Annotated in this window: 24 protein-coding genes; 10 read left to right on the top strand and 14 right to left on the bottom strand. The window is 52.1% G+C overall.

Annotated elements, in window-relative coordinates; genetic code table 11:
- The first annotated feature begins 32 nt into the window (after positions 1-32).
- From ACF8EF_RS17065 to ACF8EF_RS17045, 5 genes are all read left to right on the top strand, one after another.
- Positions 33-2,393 carry a hypothetical protein gene (locus ACF8EF_RS17065; protein ID WP_392529257.1) on the top strand — a complete coding sequence of 787 codons (2,361 nt, stop codon included), beginning with the start codon at positions 33-35 and terminating at the stop codon, positions 2,391-2,393.
- Positions 2,377-4,479: an integrase gene (locus tag ACF8EF_RS17060; protein ID WP_392529255.1), complete on the top strand. Its 2,103-nt coding sequence runs from the start codon at positions 2,377-2,379 to the stop codon at positions 4,477-4,479. Before ACF8EF_RS17065 ends, ACF8EF_RS17060 begins: the two co-directional genes overlap by 17 nt.
- Positions 4,476-5,102, top strand: a complete 627-nt coding sequence (locus tag ACF8EF_RS17055; protein ID WP_392529253.1) for a hypothetical protein — start codon at positions 4,476-4,478, stop codon at positions 5,100-5,102. Before ACF8EF_RS17060 ends, ACF8EF_RS17055 begins: the two co-directional genes overlap by 4 nt.
- On the top strand, positions 5,080-6,543 hold the full coding sequence (locus ACF8EF_RS17050; RefSeq protein WP_392529251.1) for a tyrosine-type recombinase/integrase: 1,464 nt from the start codon (positions 5,080-5,082) through the stop codon (positions 6,541-6,543). The genes ACF8EF_RS17055 and ACF8EF_RS17050 overlap by 23 nt, the downstream gene beginning before the upstream one ends.
- A 259-nt stretch (positions 6,544-6,802) precedes the next feature.
- Complete coding sequence (locus ACF8EF_RS17045; protein WP_392529249.1) at positions 6,803-7,630, top strand: hypothetical protein; 828 nt, start codon at positions 6,803-6,805, stop codon at positions 7,628-7,630.
- 178 nt (positions 7,631-7,808) lie between these two features.
- Here the strand turns inward: ACF8EF_RS17045 and ACF8EF_RS17040 are convergent, their stop codons facing one another.
- Together ACF8EF_RS17040 and ACF8EF_RS17035 are read right to left on the bottom strand one after the other, a co-directional pair.
- Entirely contained in the window at positions 7,809-8,663 is an 855-nt protein-coding gene (locus ACF8EF_RS17040) for a hypothetical protein (protein ID WP_392529248.1), read from the bottom strand.
- Positions 8,664-8,931: 268 nt separating this feature from the next.
- Positions 8,932-9,294, bottom strand: a complete 363-nt coding sequence (locus tag ACF8EF_RS17035; RefSeq protein ID WP_392529246.1) for a hypothetical protein — start codon at positions 9,292-9,294, stop codon at positions 8,932-8,934.
- A gap of 329 nt (positions 9,295-9,623) precedes the next feature.
- On the opposite strand from ACF8EF_RS17035, the gene ACF8EF_RS17030 reads away from it, so the two are divergent.
- Entirely contained in the window at positions 9,624-10,439 is an 816-nt protein-coding gene (locus ACF8EF_RS17030; protein WP_392529245.1) for a hypothetical protein, read from the top strand.
- A gap of 67 nt (positions 10,440-10,506) precedes the next feature.
- Positions 10,507-11,550 (top strand): hypothetical protein, encoded by a 1,044-nt coding sequence (locus ACF8EF_RS17025; protein ID WP_392529243.1) that lies wholly within the window; start codon positions 10,507-10,509, stop codon positions 11,548-11,550.
- A gap of 185 nt (positions 11,551-11,735) precedes the next feature.
- On the opposite strand, the gene ACF8EF_RS17020 is transcribed toward ACF8EF_RS17025, so the two are convergent.
- The 9 genes from ACF8EF_RS17020 to ACF8EF_RS16980 all read right to left on the bottom strand — a co-directional run bounded on the left by ACF8EF_RS17020 (position 11,736) and on the right by ACF8EF_RS16980 (position 17,958).
- Positions 11,736-12,362, bottom strand: coding sequence for a hypothetical protein (locus tag ACF8EF_RS17020; RefSeq protein WP_340623404.1), 627 nt, complete (start codon positions 12,360-12,362; stop codon positions 11,736-11,738).
- A 768-nt stretch (positions 12,363-13,130) separates the two neighbouring features.
- Positions 13,131-13,331 carry a hypothetical protein gene (locus ACF8EF_RS17015; protein ID WP_392529241.1) on the bottom strand — a complete coding sequence of 67 codons (201 nt, stop codon included), beginning with the start codon at positions 13,329-13,331 and terminating at the stop codon, positions 13,131-13,133.
- A 214-nt stretch (positions 13,332-13,545) separates the two neighbouring features.
- Complete coding sequence (locus ACF8EF_RS17010; protein WP_340623406.1) at positions 13,546-13,797, bottom strand: hypothetical protein; 252 nt, start codon at positions 13,795-13,797, stop codon at positions 13,546-13,548.
- A 27-nt stretch (positions 13,798-13,824) separates the two neighbouring features.
- Entirely contained in the window at positions 13,825-15,042 is a 1,218-nt protein-coding gene (locus tag ACF8EF_RS17005) for a radical SAM protein (protein ID WP_392529239.1), read from the bottom strand.
- Between the two features lie 448 nt (positions 15,043-15,490).
- Entirely contained in the window at positions 15,491-16,174 is a 684-nt protein-coding gene (locus ACF8EF_RS17000; protein WP_340623408.1) for a metallophosphoesterase, read from the bottom strand.
- Between the two features lie 217 nt (positions 16,175-16,391).
- Complete coding sequence (locus ACF8EF_RS16995) at positions 16,392-17,033, bottom strand: GIY-YIG nuclease family protein (protein WP_340623409.1); 642 nt, start codon at positions 17,031-17,033, stop codon at positions 16,392-16,394.
- A 206-nt stretch (positions 17,034-17,239) separates the two neighbouring features.
- Positions 17,240-17,446 (bottom strand): hypothetical protein, encoded by a 207-nt coding sequence (locus ACF8EF_RS16990; protein ID WP_392529236.1) that lies wholly within the window; start codon positions 17,444-17,446, stop codon positions 17,240-17,242.
- A gap of 94 nt (positions 17,447-17,540) precedes the next feature.
- Entirely contained in the window at positions 17,541-17,810 is a 270-nt protein-coding gene (locus ACF8EF_RS16985) for an antirestriction protein ArdR (RefSeq protein WP_392529235.1), read from the bottom strand.
- A 91-nt stretch (positions 17,811-17,901) separates the two neighbouring features.
- Positions 17,902-17,958 (bottom strand): hypothetical protein, encoded by a 57-nt coding sequence (locus ACF8EF_RS16980; protein ID WP_392529275.1) that lies wholly within the window; start codon positions 17,956-17,958, stop codon positions 17,902-17,904.
- 388 nt (positions 17,959-18,346) lie between these two features.
- On the opposite strand from ACF8EF_RS16980, the gene ACF8EF_RS16975 reads away from it, so the two are divergent.
- From ACF8EF_RS16975 to ACF8EF_RS16965, 3 genes are all read left to right on the top strand, one after another.
- Complete coding sequence (locus tag ACF8EF_RS16975) at positions 18,347-18,871, top strand: hypothetical protein (protein ID WP_340623412.1); 525 nt, start codon at positions 18,347-18,349, stop codon at positions 18,869-18,871.
- 311 nt (positions 18,872-19,182) lie between these two features.
- Positions 19,183-19,332: a hypothetical protein gene (locus ACF8EF_RS16970; protein WP_340623413.1), complete on the top strand. Its 150-nt coding sequence runs from the start codon at positions 19,183-19,185 to the stop codon at positions 19,330-19,332.
- 16 nt (positions 19,333-19,348) lie between these two features.
- On the top strand, positions 19,349-20,041 hold the full coding sequence (locus ACF8EF_RS16965; RefSeq protein WP_340623414.1) for a hypothetical protein: 693 nt from the start codon (positions 19,349-19,351) through the stop codon (positions 20,039-20,041).
- 137 nt (positions 20,042-20,178) lie between these two features.
- Here the strand turns inward: ACF8EF_RS16965 and ACF8EF_RS16960 are convergent, their stop codons facing one another.
- The 3 genes from ACF8EF_RS16960 to ACF8EF_RS16950 are packed head-to-tail and all read right to left on the bottom strand — an operon-like array spanning position 20,179 to position 23,796.
- Positions 20,179-22,173, bottom strand: coding sequence for a DUF3732 domain-containing protein (locus ACF8EF_RS16960; RefSeq protein ID WP_340623415.1), 1,995 nt, complete (start codon positions 22,171-22,173; stop codon positions 20,179-20,181).
- Positions 22,170-22,631 carry a three component ABC system middle component gene (locus ACF8EF_RS16955; RefSeq protein ID WP_340623416.1) on the bottom strand — a complete coding sequence of 154 codons (462 nt, stop codon included), beginning with the start codon at positions 22,629-22,631 and terminating at the stop codon, positions 22,170-22,172. The genes ACF8EF_RS16960 and ACF8EF_RS16955 overlap by 4 nt, the downstream gene beginning before the upstream one ends.
- Entirely contained in the window at positions 22,624-23,796 is a 1,173-nt protein-coding gene (locus tag ACF8EF_RS16950; RefSeq protein WP_392529232.1) for a hypothetical protein, read from the bottom strand. Before ACF8EF_RS16950 ends, ACF8EF_RS16955 begins: the two co-directional genes overlap by 8 nt.
- Positions 23,797-24,449 lie beyond the last annotated feature (653 nt).

Below are 24,449 nucleotides of genomic sequence, written 5' to 3'. Positions count from 1 at the left end.
TATCACGGGCTTTACAGACGATCAATGGCTTTATGGAAAATCTGACAATTATCAAAGGATCGCTGGCTCTGGCGAACTATCCGTTCACCACTCTGCCCCTGGATGTCCAGGCGCTCATGCACCGCTCCTACGAGCCAATCGCACGCGACGGCATGGGCCAGCTGACCAAGATTTTCGACGCCTACTGCAACATCACTGGCAGCACCGTCACCTACCTCGGCCTCTCCTCCCCAGCCTTCGAACGCACCGTCCGAGGATTCCTAGGAGCGCTGTACGACCCTACCTTCATCGACCTTACGCGACCGCTGCGAAACAGCTATGCACGAGAGTTCGTGCGCATGCTGCAAGAGATGGCTAAAGAGATCCCATTGCTCCCGACCTTTGAAGAGAATGGCGGTCGGGACGGCTGGCCGAAGTTCAACGCCAAGTACTGGACAGCGATCAAAGACAATCTTGACCCACAGGCTGTACGCTTTTGGAATGGCTGGGCAGTCGAGTATATGAACGACAAGGTCGCCTATATATCGCTAGCTAACGTATGGATTTCGCACGGGTCTGAGTTCGCAGAAGAAATCTACAAATGCATGCGTCAGCACTTCCTCAAGATGCGACGCCCAAGAAGTTCAGACTTCAACGCCTTTTTGGACTTCATTTCCGAACGAGCGGAAACCTGGCCAGTAGAGACTTTCCAGGATCCAATTCAAATCAAACGCGTCTTTATAGCGTACATGCTTCATTACTTCACGGATCAGCACGAACGAGGAAATGATATCCCGACGGCTACTAAGTCCTACGCGGCAATGATCCAGTTGGTGAACTCAACGATGCTTGCATCCGGCATATGGGTGAAGCCCTATGCAGGCTCAATTCCGAAACCGGCCGTCCAACATGTAGCAGGCGCGAACACTAACAATAAAAAAAATGCAAAGGGCGAGGTGATCAAAGTCAAACTGATCACCGAAATCCCTTATCACCTCACTGACACCCAGGCAATCGAGCTCATTTTCAAAAGCATCAAATCCGACAATGACGCGCTGTACCGCTGGGCTAACAAAAAAGCCTGGAGTACTGCAAACGCTCAGAAGTCACGTGATAGACTAGCAAAATCTGGCAACCCCGAAAAAATTATTTATGCCACACACGCGGAGTTTGAAGACGTTAAACCTGAAGACGTATGCGCCGCCTTCAAAGAGCACGGATTTGGATACGTCCACGATGGCTTCTCCAAACGATTCGGCAAAATCATAAACCGAGAATACCTTAACAGTTTCTTACAGGTGCCATCCGCTAACGACCTGTACCCGTTCAAGATCCTTCTGGTACATGAGTATCCGTGCATCACACAATCGTTTCTGGATAACTTTGAGCTCTACGACAAAAAGGGCGATCTGACCGGCTTCATCAAACTCGATGGATATTATCAGCTCACCGGCTACAAAGATCGGAAAGGCGGAGCCAACGCCGAGATCAAGATTAAGCTGAGACCTCGCGACGCCGTTCGCGTGCGTCAGATCATTCGCAGCACTCAACCGCTGCGCGACTACCTGCGTGCAGAAGGTGACGATGCGTGGCGACAACTATTCATCCAGTGCTCCAGGGGCATCACGTACCCCACTAAGATGAAGCCCACGAACTGGAACAGTGGAACGCTAGAAACTCGCTACCAGCACTTAGCTGGAGAGTTTGCTGAATTCATCGATTTGCCAAAAAAAGAGATCGAAGAGTTCATCTGCAGAATCTCGATCACGTCCCTGAGAGCTACTCGAGCAGTACTGCTCTACATTGCGAACAACAGCCTGACCGAAACCGCTGCCGCACTGGGTCACACTAACGTCTCGCCAGATCTTCTGAGCAGCTATCTGCCCGAGCCGATTCTGGCGTTTTTCCAAACCAGGTGGATTCGAGCATTCCAACGCGGGATCATCTGCCATGCAATGAAAGACAGCAAACACTTATTAAAAGTGTCAAACTTTCAGTCCATGGAAGAGTTGCACAAGTTCTTGGAAAATAATGCCCTCAAGGATATTCCTGAAGCGATGCGCGATCCAGAGGGCTATCGTGCGGCCCGCGACCGCACAGGGGAGGAAGTCCCGACTAAGAAAAACAAGAAAAACGCGAAGCAAGCAGCAAACGACGACAGCGCTGACCGGGTAATGATTTCTGTCGACGTCGGTATTCTGACCGCCCTCCTCTCTCTTGAGGAAGCAGTCCGGAAGTCCAATCGTCAAGACGAGATTTGCGCTAAGGCCATGTATTGGGCGCAATTGACAAAGCTGCTCGTCAACGAGATCACCGAAGGTTACGAGTTCGAGCTTCAAGAATACCTGGCTACAGCTAAAACTCAGATTGACGCTAGCCAAATGGAGAGTTTGATTTATGCTACTGCCGCCTGAACTGAAATTCCTTGCCCCTCTGCTCAACTCTCCGCGTGAGGAATACAAGACAGCACCCTGGCTGCTTAGCGACTTCGATGCCCCGAAGTGGCAGTACTCGTTTGGCTACAAAAAGAATCCCAAGGAGCTCGATTGGGAAATCACGCTTTCGGATGGTAGTTCGCTGCTCGCCGCGAAGAACGAAGAGCTCCTGCTGGGGTTCAAGTACTATCTTACTTCAAGCACCCGTCGCGACTTTGACCTGGGCACTACAAATGAGCTGGAAGGCCAACAGGCAAAGCAGTTTGGCAGAGCATGCCAGATCATCGATTTTTTGTTGATCAACGATAAGCGCTACAAGCTTTCCACGTATGGCCTCGCGGGTCTCACAGGGGGCAACCTCATTGAGATGCTTGAGACCTTCTCCAAAACGCCTTCGAGCGCAGAATCGGTTTACAACTGGACGCCGACGCTTCGAGAGTTCTGCCATAGCATCTTGGCAGACACCAGCGAGATGGAAACTCTCAGTGCGCTCAGAGAGCGTCCACAGCTTCTCGTCATCACCAACGAGCAGAAGGATGACGACGAGCTAGGGATCCCCTACGAGTTGATTCCGCCGATTCGTGCTGCGCTGTACATCCGAGGGTTGTATGGCACACCGCAGGTCGAATATGGCCATCAACCAAACACAATCAGGCTTTCGGGCATCCTATACCCGAATGTGCTGTGGGGTAAAAACCAGTTCAAGCCAGTTCACTCTATCCTCGGGTTCAATGACGATACGTCACTCTTCACCCGAGAATTCCCAGGAGTTCGAACAAACACGGGTGCGCTTGAGCTAATGCGTGACCAGACGTTCTTCACCTACAGAAGCGCTGTTTATAACCTCGGTACGCTCCACGAAATCGGCCTGCCGGCGCCTACGTTCAAAGCACTGAAAGAAGCAGATTGCTTCACCCCTGAGCTTGGCACCAAAGGACGATTCCGTACCGTGCCGTCGGATCTGGTGTTTACGTCCCTGCGCAACGCCATTGACCTGCACATTGAGCATGGATCCGAGATCATCAAAGGCTTTTGTCGTATCGCTATCGAGTGCCAAAAGCGCGGTGTGAACCCTTCTACGCTTTCCGAGGCAGAGGTCAGACACATCGTTGGCCCTTACCTGGTTACCCTTGGCGTTTCGCGCCTCTCTTTGAGCGCCCGGATCATCGACACCAAGACCCTGCGCGAGTCTATCAAGGGCGACAAGGAAGAGTTCTATACGAACCTAAGGTCAAACGTAGGTCTGTACGACCTGCTGGCCGTGTACGCCGGGGGCATCCAGCTCACTATCGGCATACTCATGGCAAGGCGCGTCAGCGAGCTGTATTCGTTGAAAGCTGACAAATGTTTAGACGAGACTGAAGAATGGCTACTGTTCGGTAACGGCAAGAGCACCAGGCACTTGTTTGGCCTGCGTCGGACAGAAGCTCGCCCGATCGAGCCCATTGCTGTCGACATGATCAAAAACCTGATCAAGATGCAGAAAGTCTTGTTGAAAATCGGCTATATCAAGTCGTATAAAACGTTATTTGCACTGCCACAAATGCGTGGGACGCGAGAATTCATTGATTCGAGTAACACTGCTTACAATCGCAACCTTGACATGTTCTGCGATTATTTTGAAACACCGGTGAATGATGACGGTCAGCGCTGGTATCTCCGTCAGCACCAAATGCGCCGTTTCTTTGCAATGTTGTTCTTCTACTGTGGGAGCTTCTCGAGCCTCGACACGCTGCGCTGGATGCTTGGTCACGCGAACCTCCAGCACGTCTACAATTATATTACCGAAAGCACAGACGGCGCCCTGCTTAACTCTGTTGGGGCTCAGTTTGCAGCAGAAAACATACACGTCGGCAATATCGAGAACTTCACAGTATTAGCTGAGATGCTCAAAGAACGATATGGTACTGACGATTTTGGGTTGATTCCGAGCTCTGAACTGGAAGACTATATCAATGACAAAATTAAGGAAGGCATGGTCGAGATCGCGCCTGAATTTTTCACTGATGCTAATGGTGAACACATGAAGGTCGTAGCTCGCCTCAAGTCTGGAGCAGCAGCATGACAGATCGCCCTTCACGCGGCGACGCAGCCAAGGCGGGAGTCTTGGCTCTTGAGCGCCTGCTTGCTCAGGTGATCACAAAGCCGAGCGATTTTGTTGAGGACGCCCAGCTGCGGAGCGCCCTCAATAGCCAGGCAGGCCTGGCTTCGCTGGATCGCGTTGTGAGTGCAGGCGGGGAACAAGCCACCAACACCTTTCCAACCAGTCTCAATACGCTGAAAAAATACAGCGATGAGTGCCTGATCGGTGGCTTCAACAGCCTCAATGCCTTGCGAATGAAGGCTATTGAGGCGTTTGAGCGTGAGGAGCGCAAGAAGGCAAAGAGTAACAAGCGCACCAAGTCAGGACTCAGCCTCAAGGTTCAAGATGTTGAATCAGAGCTGGAAATGCTGCGCCAGACGAACTACCTGCTGCTCCGAGGCCTTCAGGAGGCGATCGGACAGTTCCGAGACCTCCGTGATGCCAAGGATTTCAAGATCATAGAAAAATGGTCGTCTGACGCGATTGCTAGCCTGTTATCCATCACCAGTCTGTGCATTCCTCCTTTCAATCTCACCGAGACACCGCTGCCTAGGGTCTCATCCAATACAGTGGCTGACATCAATGACTACCGCAAAAAAGAATAAGGAGCGGTCGACGCACAAGCTCTATAGCTTGCTGGGCGAATTTGATACCTTCAGTCACTATTCTGACGGCCGCACAAGTTTACGGGATGCAACTAACATCCCTTTTATGAATTGGCCGAATGGATCTCCGTGCATCATCGGAAACCTCTATATGCTCAGCCTCTTCAACAGGAAGGGCCGCGGATCAAAGCGCGGTCTATCTCGTTCAGGGCAGGACGGCGGCACGATGGGGGTTTATGCTGCAAGTTTGAGCCAACTATTACGTCGGTGCTACCACGACAAAATAGATCCGATAATGCTTACAGATGGCGATTTCACAGACTACATTACTGAGTTACGGGAAGAACGGTCGCCAATAAGCCCGAGCGAACCAAAGCGAATCGAGGATACCATTTCCGAGATAGGTCGCGTATGGCTTGATTTTCTGGGAGTTGTGGGCCGACTGCATGGTTATCCAAATTTTGTGGCACCCGAAGGCAGGATTCGCGCTACAGAGAAAACATACAAATATAAGGACAAACTAGGCCAAATAAGAACCGAGACATATTTATCACATCACTCCTTTGGCCCTCCCTCACGGAAAAAGAAGATAAACCCAATTACAGCTGAGCAGATAGCGCTTCTTAGAGATACTGCTCGAAAAGAAAAATCGTCTCTGTTCGTCAAAGTAAGACGATCGCTGCTTATTGATTTACTAACTGACACTGGGGCACGACGCTCAGAAATTGAACAGCTTACAATAGATGATATTAAAGCCGCAAAAAAACTAAAAAACCCCACACTGAGACTAACCACCTTGAAGCAGCACGGCGTACTTAGCTTTAGGGAGGTGCCCGTTCTACCCACGCTTCTGCACCACTTGAACAACTATGTGGAAAGGCAGCGTAACGATATCATGAAGAAAAAATACAAAGATGGCACAGACCATCGACGCTTCTTCGTCTCCGAGAGAAATGGCCGACCGCTATCAAGTAAATACTTATACAACGAAATCGAGAAACTAAAAGTAGCATCCGGAATTGAGACACCTATTTTCCCCCACATGTTTAGACACCGCTTTATTACAAAGCTTTTCATAGATCTTATCCGTACGCATCAGATTACGAACGAAGATGAGTTCCGGCGCAACCTGCTAGATACCGAGATTTTTAAAGTTCAGGTGACACAGTGGACTGGGCATCTGGACACAAAGTCGATTAACACTTATTTGCACTTAGCCCTAGCTGCATCAGCGGACTATGCAGAGACTGTAAATACTGTACACATGCAGCGCGCGATGGATGCCTACTTCGAACGCGAAGGCGAGCTAACTCGACGCTTGGAAGAAGGTTTGTCGTTGGAGGAATACAAAAAGGAGTTGAAGCTCCTGAAAGAGTTGGTACAGAAAGACTTTGAGGTTGCGCGGGTACGAGAGGCAACGACCAAGACCAAACATCTCTAAGCAAAGGGTTGGCGTGGGCTAGCCTCCTTCACCACCTTGTTCGCAAGGACTCCTCAGATACCCAGCTTCTCGCCCCCTGCGCAGAAAGCGTAGGCGGCCCTTCGAGCCCGTAGCGGCGACATACACACGGCATGGGATACAGAGCTGACAGCCCTGCCGAGGTGCGGTAAGGTGCCGTGGACAGTCATTCATCAGGGCTGTCACTCAGTGCTTTGATTTAGAATTACGACTGCAATAATGGATTTAACACAAGAGAAAAATGGAAATTCTAACGTTAGAAAAAATTGAAACAGTTGCAATGAAGTACAACCTTGCCTTCGGCCCATCCACGATTGCGTCGGGCCCCAAGACAAAGACCTATAAGCTTGCCATCGGTTTCATCCTGTTGACCGTTATCTTCATGGTCGGGTCTTTTGCTGCTCAGGTCGCAGACTCCAAGCTCACCCTGCCACTTTGTCTCGTTGCCGCTACGTTCGAGCTAATCACTCTATACTTGCTGGCACGCCGATACGAGCCGGAATACCGGCAGTTTATGCTCAAGAAGCACGGCATCCTAGATAACGAGACAACCTACTCCCGCAGCAGGCTAGAGGACTATAAGAGTGCTTGGCTGAAGCGGCACATTAATGCCTCCGAGGCTTCCTACCTGGAAATTGTAGAGAACCTTGATAAGGTCATTACCCTTAGCAAAAGCTTTAAAGAAAATGCGCTGACTCTTGGAGAAAGCATCATTAATCACATTTTCAGCATAAAGCTGTTTCGCGGTTTTTTCACCCTCGGCTTCGTCGGGATCGCAATGAACGCAACGTTCAGGATATTGGACAACAATGAAAGCTTGAAAGCGCAAGCAGCTCCATACCTTCACAATCTCACAGCTTATACCGTTACCAGCATCATCCTTGCGATCTACTGCGCCGCAGTCTTCGGCATGGTTGCCCTGGCATGGAGAGCTTCGCGAGACTTTTACCTCGAGCGTCGAAGGGGAAAATGTTCCAAGAACTCGTTGAATTTCTTTGTCCAAGCCTTGTTAAAACGAGCCACCCTGCCCATCTATGATGCAAGGTTGACAATCAGGGCGGCGGCTTAAGCTCTTCCTTTAGCCGCTCTGTGACATTCGTCGGCAACGACGATTCGGCAATAGGATACGCACCTACTCTGCTGGGTAGGTGCTAACTCCCTCCAGCGGCCATGCAGAGAAAGTACATCACATGCGTCTCGCTAGGCCGCCCCCTTGCCTTACCACTAGCGTCCGTACGTTAGCGACCCTAGCCTTTTGCCTTGACAACCGATTCAACGACTTTCCCTAGTAGCTCAAGTTCGCCCTTCTCCAGCTTTCTGGCTTCAAGGATCTCTGTAGACTGATCTTTCTCAAGTGCGGAAACCTTTGAGAAATAGCAGTCGCTTTTCAGAAGCTCCATCAAATTGATCTTCGGCTCGGATTCAGCTGAGAGTATGAGCAGCGCGCTGACTTCCTCCCGCCTTCTTGCGATCGACTCGTAATACCTAAACTCATCCATAGCCGATCGATACTGTCTCAGGAAAAAGAACGCAACAAACTCAATGAAGAACAATATTCCGAACTTCGGTGCCAAAAGCACCAGCTTGTCGATGAGCTGACCCGGCTCATTTAGGACGGGCGTTTGGATATAGAAAAAAGCAAGGCCGGAAAATGCCACAAATGTACCAAGAAGTAGATATACTCCGGCACGCCCATAAATGCTTCTGGCCAAATTGCGGGAATTTTCAGCCTGATCAAATAAAAGATCCGTTCCGCTCGAAAACCGAGAGCGATTTGCATGGCTGCCGTCTGAACCATCCCCAGCCCTAGGTGGGGCAGTAAATTCTAGGCCGGTGGAAGCCTGCTGGAAAGCCTTACCTTTCAGCAAAAACTCTAAAGGAAAGCTTGAGAAGATTTGCTTAAAAAATATTGGAAAAAGAACAAACAGCGTCGCTATGATCACTTGCCCAAAGCTTTCTCGAACGAAAAAGTCAATAGCGTTATTCCCGTACACGTAAGTCTGACGAAACAACATCAACACTGGAACAACCATCCAGATAAGTATCTCAACAGACCACAGGGGCGACCAACGTATTCTTGGGAATTTAATCGGTTTGTTCATTTACAGCGACCCAGGCAATGAAAGTACTTAACGCCCTTAAAGGGACGCCCTAGCGCATTTGATAAGTAATTTCATGATCATAGCTCAATGCCATCAGCGCAGACAATCTGTTCCGACATCATCCCGCTTGATTGCGATGGCCCTCCCTACCCCCTCCAAGAGGGGCGTCCACTTGACCTGGTTACAGCCAGGCAGCCACTCCGTGCCCGAAGAAGCGACATGCACGCGCCATGGGCGACACCTCCGTCGACAACCAAGGGCTTGCCCGTCACTCCCTGTCGAAGCTCAACGACCTGTCTCCTCGCCTAGATGTGCTCTTGGCCTTTGCGCCGGTATCGGCCTTGGCTGTGACCTTCACACTGCTCTTAGCTGCCTTCTCATCAGAGCTCCGCTGCTCGAGTATCACGGTGAACCTCTTCACTCCCCTGTCCTTCAGGAAGGTGGCCACGGTAGTGAGATTCTTGAACACCCTGGGGCTACCGCGCTGGGTGGTCAGGGTGTGCGCTAGGTCGGAGTGCTCAATCTGCAAAGTGAAGCCATCCTCATAGGCCACGGCTCGGACTTTGCGCTTGGCAACCTTGAGGTGGAAGTCCAGCTGCCCATCGACAATCGGCAATTTGGCTTCAGCCATATCAAACCCTCACTTCTGATTGCAAAATTACTAGAACGATAATCAAAACTCATATTTTGATGAAAAACAAGATTCTGCAAAATACTAATGAGCTCCGTAGAATTCCCTCTGAAAGGCACGCAGTCTGTGGCATTGAGGTGTTCAGCGTAAAACGCCTATATCTAGATACCCGCAGCGAGGTTCGAGTAATTTTGGCGTCATCGAGGAACGGAGCCTATTCCCATGACTGACCTGATTACTTTTGCCGAGAAAGCTTTCTCGACCGATCCACTAATTCTCCCGCTTTGCATTTCTTTGGTACTTAGCTTGGCTTTGTTGAGGAACGGTAAATGAGCAAGTGGGAGATTCCTGAGCTTCGCTGGGCCAAGATGCCCAAGGGCTGGGTTACCTCTGGTGGCCTTAAAAAATTCAGTGAGCTGAATGCTGAGAAGCACGTCGACCTGGTAGCGATGAACACCTCACTGGCAGCTTTGAAGGTGTACCTAGCTATCTGCACTCGGGCGAACTACCACACCGGCATAGCCAAGACGACCTACGAGGAGCTTGGCAAGCTGGTGGGCCATGCACGGAATGTGGTTGGACGCTCGCTCCAGGTGCTCGAGAACGGCGGGTACATTCGCCGTGATACTGGTAAGCCCAGGGGCGGATCGCTGATCTACGTCGAAAATTGGCTCGAGGAAAAGAGCTTCTCCAAGATCCCTAAAAGCTGGCTCTACCATGGCCGTGGGCCCAAAAAAGACCAGTCGACAGAGAACCCAGAGACGACGCTGGTGAAGCTGAAGGCTTTTGGACTCAACAAGCGCCTCTCGCTGCAGGCACTCAAGATCTACGTCTTGTTGCTCGCGATGCGTCACCGTGATTACCCGGACGACGATGGCTTGACCGTGATCAGCTACGACAAGATCGCCGAGTACACCGATGTAGGCCGTCATGCTGTGAGCCCGGCGATCACGCTGTTGATGGAGATGAACCTGATTACGTTCCGCTCTGGCGACCCAGGCGGCAACGATGCCATGGACTTTGACCGGACTAACCGCTACCTGATCAAGGGCCTCAATGTGCGTTACCAAGGGCTGTCCGTTGCTACGTCCACCCACGTGCCAGCAGCTCGCACTCCTGCCCAACCTCTGCAGTCTGGCCAGTAGCTACGGAGGCCGCTGAGTTATGGCATATTTGCACCCCTCGACCTCACCGCTTGCACCAAGGAAATGCATGGACACGATCGTCATCAGGTATCTAGAGCAGGTCAAAGACCTGGCGACGGATGCAATCAGTGTGTCTCTCTTGGGCAAAGAGACATATAGCTCGATCTCCGAGGCGCTCATGCCTGGGAGCGGTGACTTCAAAGTCTTCTGCATCAAGAAATTCACCGGTGTTGCCAACTACCGCTGGTTTGTAGAAAGCGTCGAGAAGCTCACGGCTCCTGGCGTTGTTCCTGCCGAGTTCACAGTGACTCTGAGCAAGATTTTCAGTGCGGTGGGCGAAGAGTACCTTCAGCAGACGCTGAAAAAGACCGGTAGCTCACTGACCAGGGTGGTTCAGCCTGGCACAGTGGTTGAGGTCGACTACGGGTTCATCCAGACCATCGGCCGCGAAGACGGCGTGCTTCGTACGAACAAGCGCTACTGCGACACACTGCAAAAGGGTGAGATGCACAAACGCCGCCTGGCGATCGTGGTTAAGGCTGGCAGGGGCGTTTGCCAAGTCGTCCCGGTTACCTCAAATGACCCAGGCAGCGCTGACAAAACGTCCTTCCAGCTTTCGCGCGCAACCTTGGATCAGCTGCCGGCATGGGGGAGTAGCGGCAAGGACAGCTGGGCAGTCTGCCAAATGGTGGAGTCGGTATCCGTAAACCGTATCCTGCCGCCAGTGACTGAGTACCGGGTACGTGGCCAGACACGTCGAGGCCGTAATACACACTACACGTTGCGCCTTGCTGAGGCGGAAAAGGCCCTGATGAAGAATTCGCTGCTTCATACTATCGGGGTCACGGACTACCAGCAGACCAAAACGAGGCTGGTGGAGACGCGCGATCAGCTCCAAGCGCTCACCACCGTAGCAACCGACTTGGAAACGGCGAATGCCCGTATCGCAGCCCTTGAGGCCGAACGGCAGGAGCTGCTGCTGTACCAGGAGGTCGCCAAAGATTGGGGAAAAGGGTTTGGCGAAGGCCAGCTTGAAGCAGCTGTTGCTGACCTGAGAGAGCTTTACAAGGCCATAGCTGATGAAGATTCACCACAGAAACTGATCGCCTAATCGGAAGCCGAACAGCCAATCTGTTTGACATAGTGATTCGCGGGCGATAACATTTTCATCACTGGCGAGGAATACTGGAGCAGTACCGGATCTTCGCGACGGCCTTAGGGCATATACTGCAGAAGAAAATTGCTTCACAGAAAACCGCCTTTTTGGCGGTTTTTTGCTTTCTGGGCTCCCGACGTTTACCCACGTTTCTTGATCAGATCCAGCAGTAACTGACCTTCCGGCATCGGAGACATCGTCCGGAGGAGTACGACGTTCTTCTGAACCGTCTTTTTGATCTCCGCAGCCGAGATCGGTTTTTCAAGGCGCTCAAACCCTTCAAGCTCTTGGTAGTGGCATTCGTCGATCTGGCCGTCGTGCATGCGTTTTTTAGTAACGCCTGTGCCCTTTCCGTAAGCAACGATGCCCTTGCCGTTCTCGTACAGGAAGACGACGTCACCCTGGTTGATCCGATCAATGTTGAGCTTCCAGGGGGCATAAAACGCAGCCGCACAGCCCTCGCTTAGCATGCGCTCATGATCCTCGACGCTATGACGCTTGTTCGTGTTCAGGATGTGAAAGCTTGAAGCCGGCAGGGACTCGATTTCTGCTGCAGCTTCCACTTCGTCATCGAGCTTCAGCGCGACCTTGGCTAGCTCAACACCTTTCTCAAGCAGCTTGAGCATAGTCTCCTGACGGCTCATATCGAGATGGTCAGCCAGCCCTTCAATGAAGGAATAGAGCTCTTTTGGCATCCGAATAGACGCGGAAGCTAGGTCACTCTTGGTCTTAGCAACATTCTCGATCAAGGAAATGATGTCGCTCATGGAAGGCTCCTTTTCAGATGGCTAAAAGCATCCCATGGAATACATCAAGAAGCAACATATGCTTTTTAAAAAAAGCATCTAGAGAATCACGAGTTCAGCTGCAGCATCTTGGATGAGCCCTCTAGGGCGAGAAGGATTGGACGAAATCGGCGATCTGCCGGCCATAGCGGTACATTAGGTAGGCCGTAGCTACAACCGCCGTAGGGAAGATCCCGTAGACGACCAATGGGTTTACCAAGCTGTCGTCTCCAATGAGCACCGTCAGGGCGAATAGGCTTACTACCAACAGAGGAATGAAGGTCGCGGCTAAGACCGTAAGCGTAACGAAGGCCCAAAATATCAATCCAAAAATCATCCTAATCACGCTTCCGCTCCATCGAAGCAGTGGTACTTGTTCTCCGAACGAGGCGTCCCAAGAACGGCATTCTCTTGCAGCCTGCAGCCCCTTCGGGCAACGCGACGGTTCTAGGCTAGACATCGCCCAGGGCGCATTCGACCGACCAAAGCGAGAATTTTCGCCGCCCTCAAAGCACATGCCATGGAGCACCAAAAGAAGCCTTACACCAGGATTCTTAAGATTCGATCCTCTGCAGGACTCATCAGGAAGCTTATCTTCGAAGCACCCAATGTATCCCGAGCGGAGCCTATCATGAGCAAGAACGTCGTCTTCACACCAGGTCGTCAGATGTACCATTTCACACAGCTTCGCCAGGAGGTAGGCGACCTGCAGGTCATCGGCCTAATGGCTCAACGACTGATCAATACCACTCAGCTATCCATACCAATGGCTGGAGCTCTAAGCTGATAGTCCGTGGTCGCATGGAAGCGATGCTCGGCTAGCATATGCAGCCGCTCAAGCTCAGCACCAGTGACACCGTTCGCCTGCGCCTGGTGATACGCCTTCATCGCCTCGACGGCTTCCGCATACATAGGATGATCAGGAGGAAGGATTCTGCTGAGGTATTTCATGACTGCTGCTCCGATAAGCAATGGTTTCGGATGACATGTGCTCAGCCTTCCTGTAGCTACTTCCTTAGTAAGCCACCTTCGGTCTCTCTTTAATACATATTTTTGCAGAAACCTTAAGGTGAGCCTCAATGCAATCCTCCAAAGCTTAAGCATTATAAATTTTCAGGCGACCTTAAGTGGCTACTAACATTTTTCAGCCACTAAAGCTTCCTACTTAGACAGGCAACTGATAGTAAACATCTCGACAAGCGCAGGAAACTTGATTTTTCCAATGAGCTTCAAGCTTCACCTTATCCATCTTTTTTTGAACCTGCTTCAGCACGAGCGACTGCTCAGCGGCGATTAAAACAAACTTATTTATGACAAGCATTGGATTCTCCTTGAACTCCAAATACAAGTCATGATTCAGACATAAGCGATCGCAGATTGCCAAGGCCATGGTATCTACAGAACTATTTGACGTCATGATATCACCTCCATTGCGCTCAAATTCTTAATTAACTCTGACCACTCTGTATGCTGTTGGATCAATGAGCCTTAACAACACCCCCGGATCTTCATCGGACAGCTTTAGGTACCAATAACGCAACCTCTCCCATAACACCAAAAGTTTCGATTCGTATCCATGACAGCTGTCACGAGTCCCATGCACGGTCGACTCTACCTTACAACCCTGATCACACATTTTTGAGCTACCACAGTTAGTGCAGCCGGAGTGAGTTCGCGAAGTTTCAGCAAGGAATTTTTGAACCGCAGCCTTATCAATACCGGTATCAACCGAGCCAAGGGCCCATTGATGTGTGTTCCTAACTATAACTGCTTGCTCGCATGGATAGATGGAACCATCAGGTGTAATACTAATAATCCTAGTCGCTGCGCCGCAGTCATATCTTGGCCATACTTCACCCTTCCCTAATTCACCATAAATCAAGGAAAGATATGTACTGTACGGATGAACCTGAACAGGCTTACCCTCTTTCGTAAAAGCGACCATCCTCTCTAGAAACTCGTCAATTAATACTTTATAGTTTTCTTTTGTCAAGTCAGCTGGCAGCGCATCATCTATGTAGCCCAAACTTATCTGATAAATCCCAGATTTAGTCAACTCATCAAAATATTCTAGCTCAGAAGCCCCTGGCGCCATGGTAGCCCGCGCCCAAATCCGCTCACTTTTTACATGCCGCTTTAGAACTTTCAAACCGCGCATGACCTTCTGATAGGTAGGGCGACCACGGTGATCAATCCTGTGGGAGTCATGTAGCTCTTGCCCCCCATCAACACTGACCATAATTGTTGCTTCAGCTTTACCGAGAAGATCTGCGACCTTATCAGTCATTAACATTGCATTCGTTATCAACTGAAGCCTTATATCCACCCCCCGACTCCGAAGATCTATTACTCTTTCACAAGCAGCAATTACGCCTTTAATATTTAATAGCGGCTCACCGCCGAACATGACCACCGCAGCAGGCTCACTTTTACTGTTCCGACCCTGTGCAAACCACGCTATTGACTTAGTAATAGTTTCAACGCTCATTAGCTTGGGCCCAGGCAAGGCGTGACCTTCATCAACGAAGCAGTAATCACAAGCTATATTGCATGTACTGGCCATATCGAGCTTCATCGTCTGCAACTCATCTTCCGGAGGAGTGAAGATCTTATGCTCATTGTGATAAAGCTGAATTGCTGGTATGAGTTTCGCCTCATTCATATTAACAACTCCGCTCGCGGTCATAACGATTAACGAAAGCGTAGTCCAACCTAGCGAAAGCCAAGAACAATTTTCCACTAGGGCTGCAAATGTGTTTCAAAAGCGAAACAGTCTTGCGGCGATGCCAAGTAGGTGTACTCTTTAAAAACAAAAACTTGGCGTAATTCGATAACGGAAGACCGATGTTTTTCAAAAACGGATGCTATCGCTCGGCTAGGTGCTACCTCAGCGATAGGGGCAAACGCCTTCACCTTATTTTCACACTGGGTAGCGCATTCTTTGTGTTATCCCTACGTGTGATAGACCTTGCCCGCCTAGCAGCGGGCTTTCTTTTGCCCGCAAAGCCCGCTAGCACCAACACCACGCCTTTCACAGAGTAGCCGGCCCTACGAGCCCGGAGCCACGACCTCTGCTAGATAAGCAGCTTCGCAGCCCCGGCACCGAATCATCAATTAATGACCGAGCCGTCGATGCCCATGATTGACCTGAAAGCAACGCCATAGGCCTCAAAGCCCAACCGGGGCCAGTCGGCTCTGTAATCCAAGGAATCGTGATGATGGCCGTGCACCACCAGCTTTGCGCCTATGGCTAGCGCGAGCTCATCGATTTCGAAGAAGCCATAGGGATGGCAGCTCGGTGCTTCGTGGCAAACCAGGATGTCGGCTTTTTCGAGCGCGAGCGAGAAATAGTCGTCAGGGAATATCGCGGACAGCGCGTGCCGTTTTTTCGTCGCAATGAAGTCTTCGTGCTGCGGCCGAGCAGCCAAGCGCTCAAGAAAATCCGAGTAGTTTTGAATGCCTGTATCAGGACTCCCTGGACGCCAAACTGGAGCCTCAAAAGTACCTCCCAATCCACCTACGCGGTAGCCAGCGATTTCTACTACTCGTCCATGCAAGCTGCGCTCGGACAGGCCGCTGCCATACAGATTCTGCCAATAAGAGACTTGGTCGACGTCGTGGTTACCATGGATGAACCATACCTCCGTGAGCCCTAGGATCGGCCGCAGGATGACGTCTAGGGGTAGGCTACATTCAAGATCACCCAGGAAGACCACTGCCTCGGGCCGATGTTTTTTCACAAGTCGGATCACATGATCAAAATGGCCATGAACGTCCCCGAGGAACCAAATCATTTTTAATGACCCTGCTGCAAAGTCGCGATTCGTCAACGCCTAGATGAAGCGCCCGTTAGGCACGTCCTCCTCGCCGGCATTGCTCCACTATCTTAGCTGCATCACCGGTCACTTCGACTCGAACTCGCGTTCAGGCAACGAGCGACCCGCGAATTAGAAAGCTACGTTGGTCTGATTCCGGCCGATGCTATGAACGCCTCAAACCGAAACCCGCTTCTCACGCCTCCTCAATCTTGCGATGGATCGCGATTAGCTCTGGCATGAACTGTAGACAGTCCGATGTAAAGAACTCACGCGATTTGTTGATCCGATACTTGTCGAACAAACAGTGCAAGGCCTGCTCTAGCTTGGAGTAGTTAGTGGTTTCAAGTTGACTCAAAATCGTGAAGCGGAATGGCACTCCAGTCGTGTATAGCTGGGTGATTCGCTTGTCGACCGAACCAGTAGTAATTCCGATTTTGACGATCTCGACCTGTTCGGCGGTATAGAGACCGGTGGAAAGCACGTACAGGGTACCGACATCAGCCTCGAGCTTCGCCAGGTCTTCCCCCTCAATGAATTCATCAGCCTTGATCTCGACGGCATTTGCGTCTGCCAGGAGCGTCATCAGGTGAGGCTTCCTGCTCTTGTCTGCAGTGATATCCGAAGCGCTTCTGCACGCTAGGTAGATTCGTGCCAGCACCGCATGATCCAGATCCTTGTAGTTGCCAGCCGCGACGTTTTTCAAATGGCTGGGTGTGCCAACGTGCTGGGGGTACTCCACCTTCACAATTTCTCGGATCTGTTGGGGTGTCAGCCCCTCAGGGTTCTGGCGAAGTATCTGTCGGATTACATCTGTGAAGCTGAGTTCGTTCTGCATCATTAACCTTAGCGATTTCGCGAAGTGCTTAGCTCGCTGCAGATCCCCCGCACCCTCTCCGGTGATCTACTGCGGGCTTTTTTGCATTCCTATTGGTTTTACCGTCTTCCCTGATTACACCAGATGACGCTGATGAAGCAGGGCAGAGGATCAACTGAAGCAACTCCGAACTCAACCCTCGTTCATCCTACGCATAGAGCTTCCGGCTAATGACTGGTCTCTGCCGGGCCACCCACAATCTGAAGCTGGTAGTCAGTAGTCGCCTGGAAGCGATGCTCGGACATCAGGCGCAGCCGCTCAAGCTCAGCACCAGTGATACCGTCCGCCTGCGCCTGGTGATACGCCTTCATTGCCTCGACGGCTGCCGTGTACATCGGGTGATCAGGAAGAAGCATTCTGCTGAGGTCTTTCATGCCTGTTGCTCCCTATGGGCAGGGCCGCTCTAGCTCCTCTACCGCGCATGGCTTGCTTGGGTGACAATTCAAAGAGAAGGCCCTGAATATTTGATCAGTTTGAACCTGAACAATCCTCCACCGCTGGCTGTTTCACTATCCAGCGTTCTGCTCCGTTGTAGTCATCACCGCCTACTGCGATATAGATTTGTCCCTTCTCATCAACTGCGTACACGCCTGGTCGTTCGCATTGAGGATCTCGAACCTCATTTTTCCAAGCGTATACCTCCCCTTCCCAGATCATCACAATGCCGCCCCGGTACTCCTCATTCTTTGCCCGCCACCGGGCAGCAGTTACGCGCAATGCATTCCAAAACGCCTTCATAGATCGATGTCCCCTTTGTTAGCTCTAAGTATCAGGCACTCAGCAGCGGAAATGAAACGCTCACCAACAAACCTACCGTTGTCCCAGCCTTTCACTTGGAGTAGACAGCCCATGGCTCATCAATTCGAGTGGTGAAGCTTTGGCTCATCATCTCCCGGCGCATACCCCAGCAGGCGACGGAAAACCTGCCGGGACATGGAAGGAAGAGAGCGGAAGCTTCACTCCACTTGGCTCGAGTGGGCCGGAGATGGTGACCATGACGGAACGCCTGAACTGTATATATGTACAGTTAAGCGTTCTGGCATCATTCGGTCAATCCATGAGAGTGCTGATTGGATGACCGGGGCTCTTGATCTCAACGCGAATGAGCGCCAATGGCAGCCCGTGCAGCAACCTGATCATGAGCCTCACTGCGCTAGCGGCTCCGGGGCATCGCCATGATTTGAGCGCATCCGCTTGCAAAGCCGTACAAAGGTGCTTAAATGTCACGAGCAGCATGACAAATTGTCACTTGATTAACGACATTTTGGTGCCTTATGAACGATGCAGATGATTTCCCAAGCGAAACCGAGAACGTTGCCGTGCATGTCGAGAATCTGCGCGAAGACCTTGAGGAACTGGGCTGGACACCAGCAGCACTGATGGATCGGATGCGCTCGTTAGGCGACTACCGAAAACCCCAGACGATTCTGAGAGGAATCAATCGTGCCCTGGAGGGAGAGGTACGGCCTTCTGGCGAGTTATTGGCCTTGGTTCGGCAGATGGTGCGCTTCAAGCGCCGGTTGCTCCGCACATATGGCAACACGCAATGGACGGAGCTGGGGAATGGCTCCCACACAACGCGGATTGAGGATTTCACCATCACCCTTATCCCGCAGAGCAAAGGCCGGTGGCTCGTAGTGGTTGCACATACGGGTGGCTACGTTGCCCCTTACCCGCGCTGGCAGGACAGCTTAGACGCCGCGAAACACACCGCATTCATGGTCTTGGACAGCGCTCAGAACTGGATTCTGGAGTGCGAAGAAGAACGAGCGCGTGAAGCCGGAGCGCTCGAACAGTAGATTCAGCCTGACCGGCGTATACGACCCAGGAAATGCCTTCGGCATGAGAGTCAACCAAGGCGATGCCTACGGCTTCCTAGGTACCATCAGCCAACCGATTGGAACGTTGAAATCGTGTAGAACGCTCCGCTGTTAGAAATCACCATCCTTTTGCCGCTAAAGGTCGTGCAGAGGCAGCGTTTAAGGCGTTTTTTGCGTAATTTGGAGCACGAGAATCCTTGAAATTCTTTTACCGTTGATCAAAAATGATCAACGGAAGGCTCTAGATAGCCTTCACGAGTCAAGTACTCATTCTGGATCAGGAGGTCTGGATGCCTACCGTATCGATTGCGCTCATCAAGCAGAGCAACAAAATGCTCGCTTCAGGTGCTCGGAAAACCGTAACCGCCCGCTCTTCCAAGCTTTCCTCCGACGCGATCAACAGCCTTATGAAGAAGGCGTACGAGCGCCTAGCGCGCTGAACTGGACTGGAAAATCTTGTCAGCACCGTCCACCGGCCGAATCACCGATATCGCGCAAGCCGCATCAAAACAAGATACCGACTTCGATACCTCGCCGCCTTCCCTGGCGAGCCAGGCGGAGTCGGTTTCTTCGTTGAGCGGCGAATCCTTTGACGTGTTTAGTCAGCTGGTGAACGCACCTGATGACTTCTTGGGTCTGCTTGCTTACTCCCTATACAAGCGACACAAGATCGAGTGGCTGCAGACTCACCCGCAAGACGATCACCAGGCGTTCAAGAAGGTAGCGTGCACCCCGCAGCAGATTGGGATGTATCGCAACCAGGCTGAACAGATGGCGAAGAACTTCATCGACATCACGCTTGAAGAGCACGGCGAGGAGATGCGAACCAGCTTGATGACGAGCGAGTTCATGGCACGCATCGATGTGATGGAGCCAGCCCTGATAAGCAAGATCGACGGACTGAAGCCTCCATTTTCGAAGGTCATCGGCAATCACCTGCTTGGCGGCATCTGCTCCGCAGTGGTTGCAATCAGCCTGTTCGGTTTCTTCACGCTGTATTCGAAGTTCCAGAACGATGGCGGGCTAGAGGGCATGCTCAAGGGTGACAAACAGGCGAGCATTTCCGCCGAAGCGGCCCAACAACGCCCTGCCCCATCGTTGCCCGCAAAAACTGACTCCGCCGTCCTTGGGAGCGCTCCAACACCCTAGCGCCCTATGCGCATAGATGCGGGTTTCGCTGCAGGCACACGATCACCACGCATACCCTGCTCAATGCACTGAGGCCAACGTAATCCGCAGCCGTGATTACGCGAGCCTCAGGCGAGATAGCTGACTGTATCTGGTGATCAGTCTGCTATGAGCCCACGCTGACGCCACCGGGCGCGAACGAAGTCGTTGTAGCGATAGCCCTCTCCCAACTCGAGGTGATCCGCGTGATCGCAGACGATGATCTGCGGCATCACACCTGTCTCGTGCTTGGTCTGATCGCAGAATCGGGCAAGCTGGGTGAACATGTTGGCCACTGCATCCAGGTCATCATGCCAATCCACCCCCTTGTTCTCATCCGAGCGGAGGTTCGCCGGGTCGAACTCATCCCCATGGTCAGCTGAAGGGAAGTAGACCTGGGTCGGCTGATCGAGAAAAAGGATCGGTGGAATCTTGCAGTCCTTTGCTCGCGCTGCAAATTGGTAATGGAGTGCCATGAACAGCGTGAGATGGGAGTACAGCCAGTTGGCACCGCTACCCATGGATCGCAGGAACACTTTTTTGAACGCGTCCTTTTCGTGCCACAAATCGAACGTGTTCAGGTCGAATTTGAGTGAGCCCGTCCTGTAATGCTTCTCGAAGGGGAAGCCCTTACCCAGTTCCTTCATCATCTTGTTGATGTCGCGGGTCAGGCGGTCGAGTTCGACCTCGACATCATAAGAGCCAAGAAGGGCCTTCAGCTGGGCGACTTTATGCTCCCAGAACTCCACCATGCTTTTCGACTCGGAAGGTAGATCTTCAAGGAATTTCTCGATCTCGATCTCAAGCCGCATCTTCGTCTTCTTGGGAGCATCCTCCAGAGCGTTCGCCTCTGCGCGCCGCGCCTCCTGCTCTTCGAACGGTCTGAGTGCAGCCTGCACTTCCCTGATCTGGAGGCGTATGCCCTTGATCTCATCCTTCAGGTCGCGGCTTTCCTGGCCCAAGCTTTCTCTCGCATAAGACGAAAGCTTCAGTTGGCCGTTCAGCCATTCGATGGCCTCGGTCAGCTTGTTGGCCTGGTCTTCCGGAATGTCGGAATGAGATTCGCACACCGGGCAGAAGGTGTGTTCAAGGTTGGTCGAGCGCGGTACCGGCAGCGATGCAAAGTTGGCACCGATCCCTTTTGCCTGCTTGGCAGAGCGCTCAAGAAGGTCGCTCCTACCCAGTGCCGAGCGCAATTCCAGAACATACTTGGCCTTTTTCTCACGCAGCGTGTTCAGGGTGGTCTGGTAATCATCAGCTAGGCCATCGACCAAGACCGGGGCGTCCTGCAGCAAGCGCAACGCTGCCTGAGGCTTGATGTATATCTCCTCGGCAGTCTTGTCGAAGAGAGGCTTACCTGCGAGCGCTTTGTACTCTGAAAGCAGATCATCGAACTTCCTGATGGTGATCTCTTTCTGCTTGTCATCCTTGGTGATCTTGAGCCTGGCCCGACGCAGCTCGTAGTTGGCTTCGGTCAGCTCCTTGGCGATATCGAAGTACTCCTCGCCGACGATCCCCATCAGGATCTTGAAGTGATCGATCGCCTGATCACGTTTAACTTTCTCGTCGAATCGGTAGAAAATCGCGTGCTTGTTCGCCACCAGGTTCTGGTGCTGGAGCATCAGCGACGGGAAGCTGCGTACCGACGGCGTTGCACCCTTCGCGCCGGTGACCTGCTGGTACATAGGGTCGACGTCAATGTTCTCCAGTGTTACGCCGAAAAACCTCCCAAGGCTTTTGAGATATTGGTCTCGGTGGATGAAGTACCGATCCTCGAAGAAGTAGTCGACATGCTTCATGGTCTCGATGATCTCTTCAGCGCCTGGCCCGATCGCCTCACGCAGGAAGCAACGCTTCGACGCCGCCACTCGCCCCACCACGAGGGTCAGCTCGGGGAACTGTAGGACGGTGAAAAAAATTTCGCCACGGTCGGTCAGCTTGCCGTCCGGAATGGTGTCCTCACTGCTACCCAAGCAGTAATCGAAGATTTCCAGGATCGCGCTTTTACCGGTCGACGACCTGCCAGTGATGATGTTCAGGCCTGGGGTCAGCGGGACGTAGTGCAGCTCCTTGTCCTTGTCCACGACACCGATGTAGCTAACGTAGCAATTCATAGCGATTTGAGCCCCAGCGACCTGTAAATGGAAACGACACTTTCCCCGTTGAAAACCACCGCCAGCTTTCTTGCGTACTTCATGAGCTTCTCGTCGGCGTTTTCTTCCCGGATTTTCCCCTGCGACGCGACCGACATGTCGTCGGCGATCTGAATACCCCGTTCTGACGTCAGGATCAGCAGCGCTGCATTGGTGATTGGCTTGAATTCTTCGATACGCAGCTCAAGGCCTAGAACGCGGCTTGGCTCCTGCAGCAGCGTACGCATCGAGCTATTCCTGTTGGCGTTATGCAGGAATTTGTGAAGCGGCTTGTACGTCACCAGCGGGAGGATCAGGTAGCTGAGCAAGACGTCCTTCTCGGTGCCATCCCAGTGGTCATAGAAGGAATGGATCACCGGCGCGAGAGCAAAGGGGGTTCGGCGCAGAGTGTAGATGTGATCCGCAGCGTTTTTACTCATCCCAGAGCCTCCAGTAGAACTCATCTTCCACCTTGTCGGCCTTCACATCGGCGAGCATGTGGTAGATGCCATTCCGAAATTCCGTGGTGGTGTCTTCAAAGGTTTTCAGCCTCTCGACCTGAGCAGAATGCTGGGCGAAGAAAAACTTCAAGGAATGGCGCTTGAGCTGAATCGGGCACGTCTCACCCATGCAGTCGATCATCGCCTCCTGCCGCCCATCCTGGTGACGATCCAAGTGGTTTTTCTGGTAGCGCTTGATGTCGAGTGGCGAAGCCAGGCTGTCCGTGTACAGCTGGTCAATGACCTCGCCGGCGATCAGCAGCTCCAAGGCAGCCTTCTTGAGCCGCTTCTCGCCTTCGATCTCAAAGATTTTCTTCACGAAAGGTCGGTCAGCGATCTCTGCGAGGTCGATACTCTGCTCCAAAGCATCGACATCAACCTCCGGGAAGATGCTGGAGTGCGACATATAGCGCTTCGTCAGCTCAGCGACCTTGGCGGTGAACTCTTCACAGGTGATCTCCCAGCCTGCCTCTATGTACTTGGTACTGCCGATGAAGCCGAGAATGTCATCGATGAAGCTTTGATGCTTGGACTCCCGGATCGCCTTGAGGTGACGAACCTTGAAGTCGTGAATGCGTTGCTGGAGCGAAGGCGATCCGGTGAGGAATACGACCTTGTCCAAAATCTCCAAGAGGTCATCCTTCAGCGCGAGATCCATGACGGAACGCTGCAGCACCAGGCCCTCGGACGGCTCTTTGCCGCTGGAAGCAGCGAACTTCTTCTCGGCGGGCTCGTAGATGGCAGCGAGCAAAGCATGCTTCTCAGCGGCGGTGCTGATATTCCAATCCTTCAGGGTCGACCTCGCTGAAAACTGCTGGTTTGTCACCAGCATCAGGCTCTCATAGGCTCGATGGTCAAACGCTGGATGCAGCCAGTTATTGATCGTGTTCCAGATATTTTGATGCCCGTCCCGCAGGGTGCCGGTGTAAAGCTTGACCTCTACCTGAACTACGTCTTCCAGCGTCACGTCGCCGTAGACCTCGATCCATAGGCGCTTGCCCTTTTCGAGCTGGTAGCAATATTCAAGCGCAACGACGAGCTGATACTGGAGCGCCTCGAATAACTTTGTCGCGTCAAAAGGTAATTTGTCAGGAGATTTGTCCATAAAGATTCCGCGAGCGCCCTAATAGGCACGTAAGTTATCCAGGGTCGCTTCAGTACTGCTGCCCTTCGATATTCGAATACGTAGTCGCCACTGTACAAAAGCACAGCCATCAGATGCTGACACTGTACAAAAATACAGCTCTAAATATTTGGTCGGCCAGATAGTAACACTGCGAAATCGACAATCGCAAAGAATGTTTAACGGTATGTAATCCGCATACTCTGACAGAGTATAAAAACGGTATGCTAAGAGCATCCTCTTAATGTGATTTGTTTGACGTCAATTTCCTAATCCCAATGAGGATTGTTGTGTAAGGCCTCAACTTTGAACCCGGCCAGAATTTGATGGAATTCTTTCGCCTCAATGCAAGTCCCTGTCCCATGCAGAAGATGCACGCGCCCTCTCATCGACCCGATGCCCGCCCCCTCCACCACCTCGCATCTCCGATCCCCTGAGCCGCACGTCCAACGAAAGGCGTCCACAAGTAGCCGGACTCTTCGAGCCGGACAAACGACGGTTGGGTGCCATCTCATGAGGGGTGCAGAGTGTCCGAAACGGCGGACTGGCCGAATGAGAATGCCGCTGTTTCATTGTTTTACGGTCAGCCAGCAATGGATGAAAATGGCTTAGAATCGCCTCCATCCAGGCCCCAT

Origin of the sequence: Pseudomonas sp. zjy_15 (genome assembly GCF_043101865.1) — a bacterium.
GTDB classification, from domain to species: Bacteria; Pseudomonadota; Gammaproteobacteria; order Pseudomonadales; family Pseudomonadaceae; genus Aquipseudomonas; species Aquipseudomonas putida_Y.
The sequence above is the reverse complement of the archived record's forward strand: the minus strand, read 5'-3'. Positions and strand labels throughout refer to the sequence as shown.

Excerpts from the sequence above, each read along its gene's own strand:
- ACF8EF_RS17065 (WP_392529257.1), top strand. The coding sequence starts at position 33 with ATGGAAAATCTGACAATTATCAAAGGATCGCTGGCTCTGGCGAACTAT.
- ACF8EF_RS17060 (WP_392529255.1), top strand. The coding sequence starts at position 2,377 with ATGCTACTGCCGCCTGAACTGAAATTCCTTGCCCCTCTGCTCAACTCT.
- ACF8EF_RS17055 (WP_392529253.1), top strand. The coding sequence starts at position 4,476 with ATGACAGATCGCCCTTCACGCGGCGACGCAGCCAAGGCGGGAGTCTTG.
- ACF8EF_RS17050 (WP_392529251.1), top strand. The coding sequence starts at position 5,080 with ATGACTACCGCAAAAAAGAATAAGGAGCGGTCGACGCACAAGCTCTAT.
- ACF8EF_RS17045 (WP_392529249.1), top strand. The coding sequence starts at position 6,803 with ATGGAAATTCTAACGTTAGAAAAAATTGAAACAGTTGCAATGAAGTAC.
- ACF8EF_RS17040 (WP_392529248.1), bottom strand. The coding sequence starts at position 8,663 with ATGAACAAACCGATTAAATTCCCAAGAATACGTTGGTCGCCCCTGTGG.
- ACF8EF_RS17035 (WP_392529246.1), bottom strand. The coding sequence starts at position 9,294 with ATGGCTGAAGCCAAATTGCCGATTGTCGATGGGCAGCTGGACTTCCAC.
- ACF8EF_RS17030 (WP_392529245.1), top strand. The coding sequence starts at position 9,624 with ATGAGCAAGTGGGAGATTCCTGAGCTTCGCTGGGCCAAGATGCCCAAG.
- ACF8EF_RS17025 (WP_392529243.1), top strand. The coding sequence starts at position 10,507 with ATGGACACGATCGTCATCAGGTATCTAGAGCAGGTCAAAGACCTGGCG.
- ACF8EF_RS17020 (WP_340623404.1), bottom strand. The coding sequence starts at position 12,362 with ATGAGCGACATCATTTCCTTGATCGAGAATGTTGCTAAGACCAAGAGT.
- ACF8EF_RS17015 (WP_392529241.1), bottom strand. The coding sequence starts at position 13,331 with ATGAAATACCTCAGCAGAATCCTTCCTCCTGATCATCCTATGTATGCG.
- ACF8EF_RS17010 (WP_340623406.1), bottom strand. The coding sequence starts at position 13,797 with ATGACGTCAAATAGTTCTGTAGATACCATGGCCTTGGCAATCTGCGAT.
- ACF8EF_RS17005 (WP_392529239.1), bottom strand. The coding sequence starts at position 15,042 with ATGAATGAGGCGAAACTCATACCAGCAATTCAGCTTTATCACAATGAG.
- ACF8EF_RS17000 (WP_340623408.1), bottom strand. The coding sequence starts at position 16,174 with ATGATTTGGTTCCTCGGGGACGTTCATGGCCATTTTGATCATGTGATC.
- ACF8EF_RS16995 (WP_340623409.1), bottom strand. The coding sequence starts at position 17,033 with ATGCAGAACGAACTCAGCTTCACAGATGTAATCCGACAGATACTTCGC.
- ACF8EF_RS16990 (WP_392529236.1), bottom strand. The coding sequence starts at position 17,446 with ATGAAAGACCTCAGCAGAATGCTTCTTCCTGATCACCCGATGTACACG.
- ACF8EF_RS16985 (WP_392529235.1), bottom strand. The coding sequence starts at position 17,810 with ATGAAGGCGTTTTGGAATGCATTGCGCGTAACTGCTGCCCGGTGGCGG.
- ACF8EF_RS16975 (WP_340623412.1), top strand. The coding sequence starts at position 18,347 with ATGAACGATGCAGATGATTTCCCAAGCGAAACCGAGAACGTTGCCGTG.
- ACF8EF_RS16970 (WP_340623413.1), top strand. The coding sequence starts at position 19,183 with ATGCCTACCGTATCGATTGCGCTCATCAAGCAGAGCAACAAAATGCTC.
- ACF8EF_RS16960 (WP_340623415.1), bottom strand. The coding sequence starts at position 22,173 with ATGAATTGCTACGTTAGCTACATCGGTGTCGTGGACAAGGACAAGGAG.
- ACF8EF_RS16955 (WP_340623416.1), bottom strand. The coding sequence starts at position 22,631 with ATGAGTAAAAACGCTGCGGATCACATCTACACTCTGCGCCGAACCCCC.
- ACF8EF_RS16950 (WP_392529232.1), bottom strand. The coding sequence starts at position 23,796 with ATGGACAAATCTCCTGACAAATTACCTTTTGACGCGACAAAGTTATTC.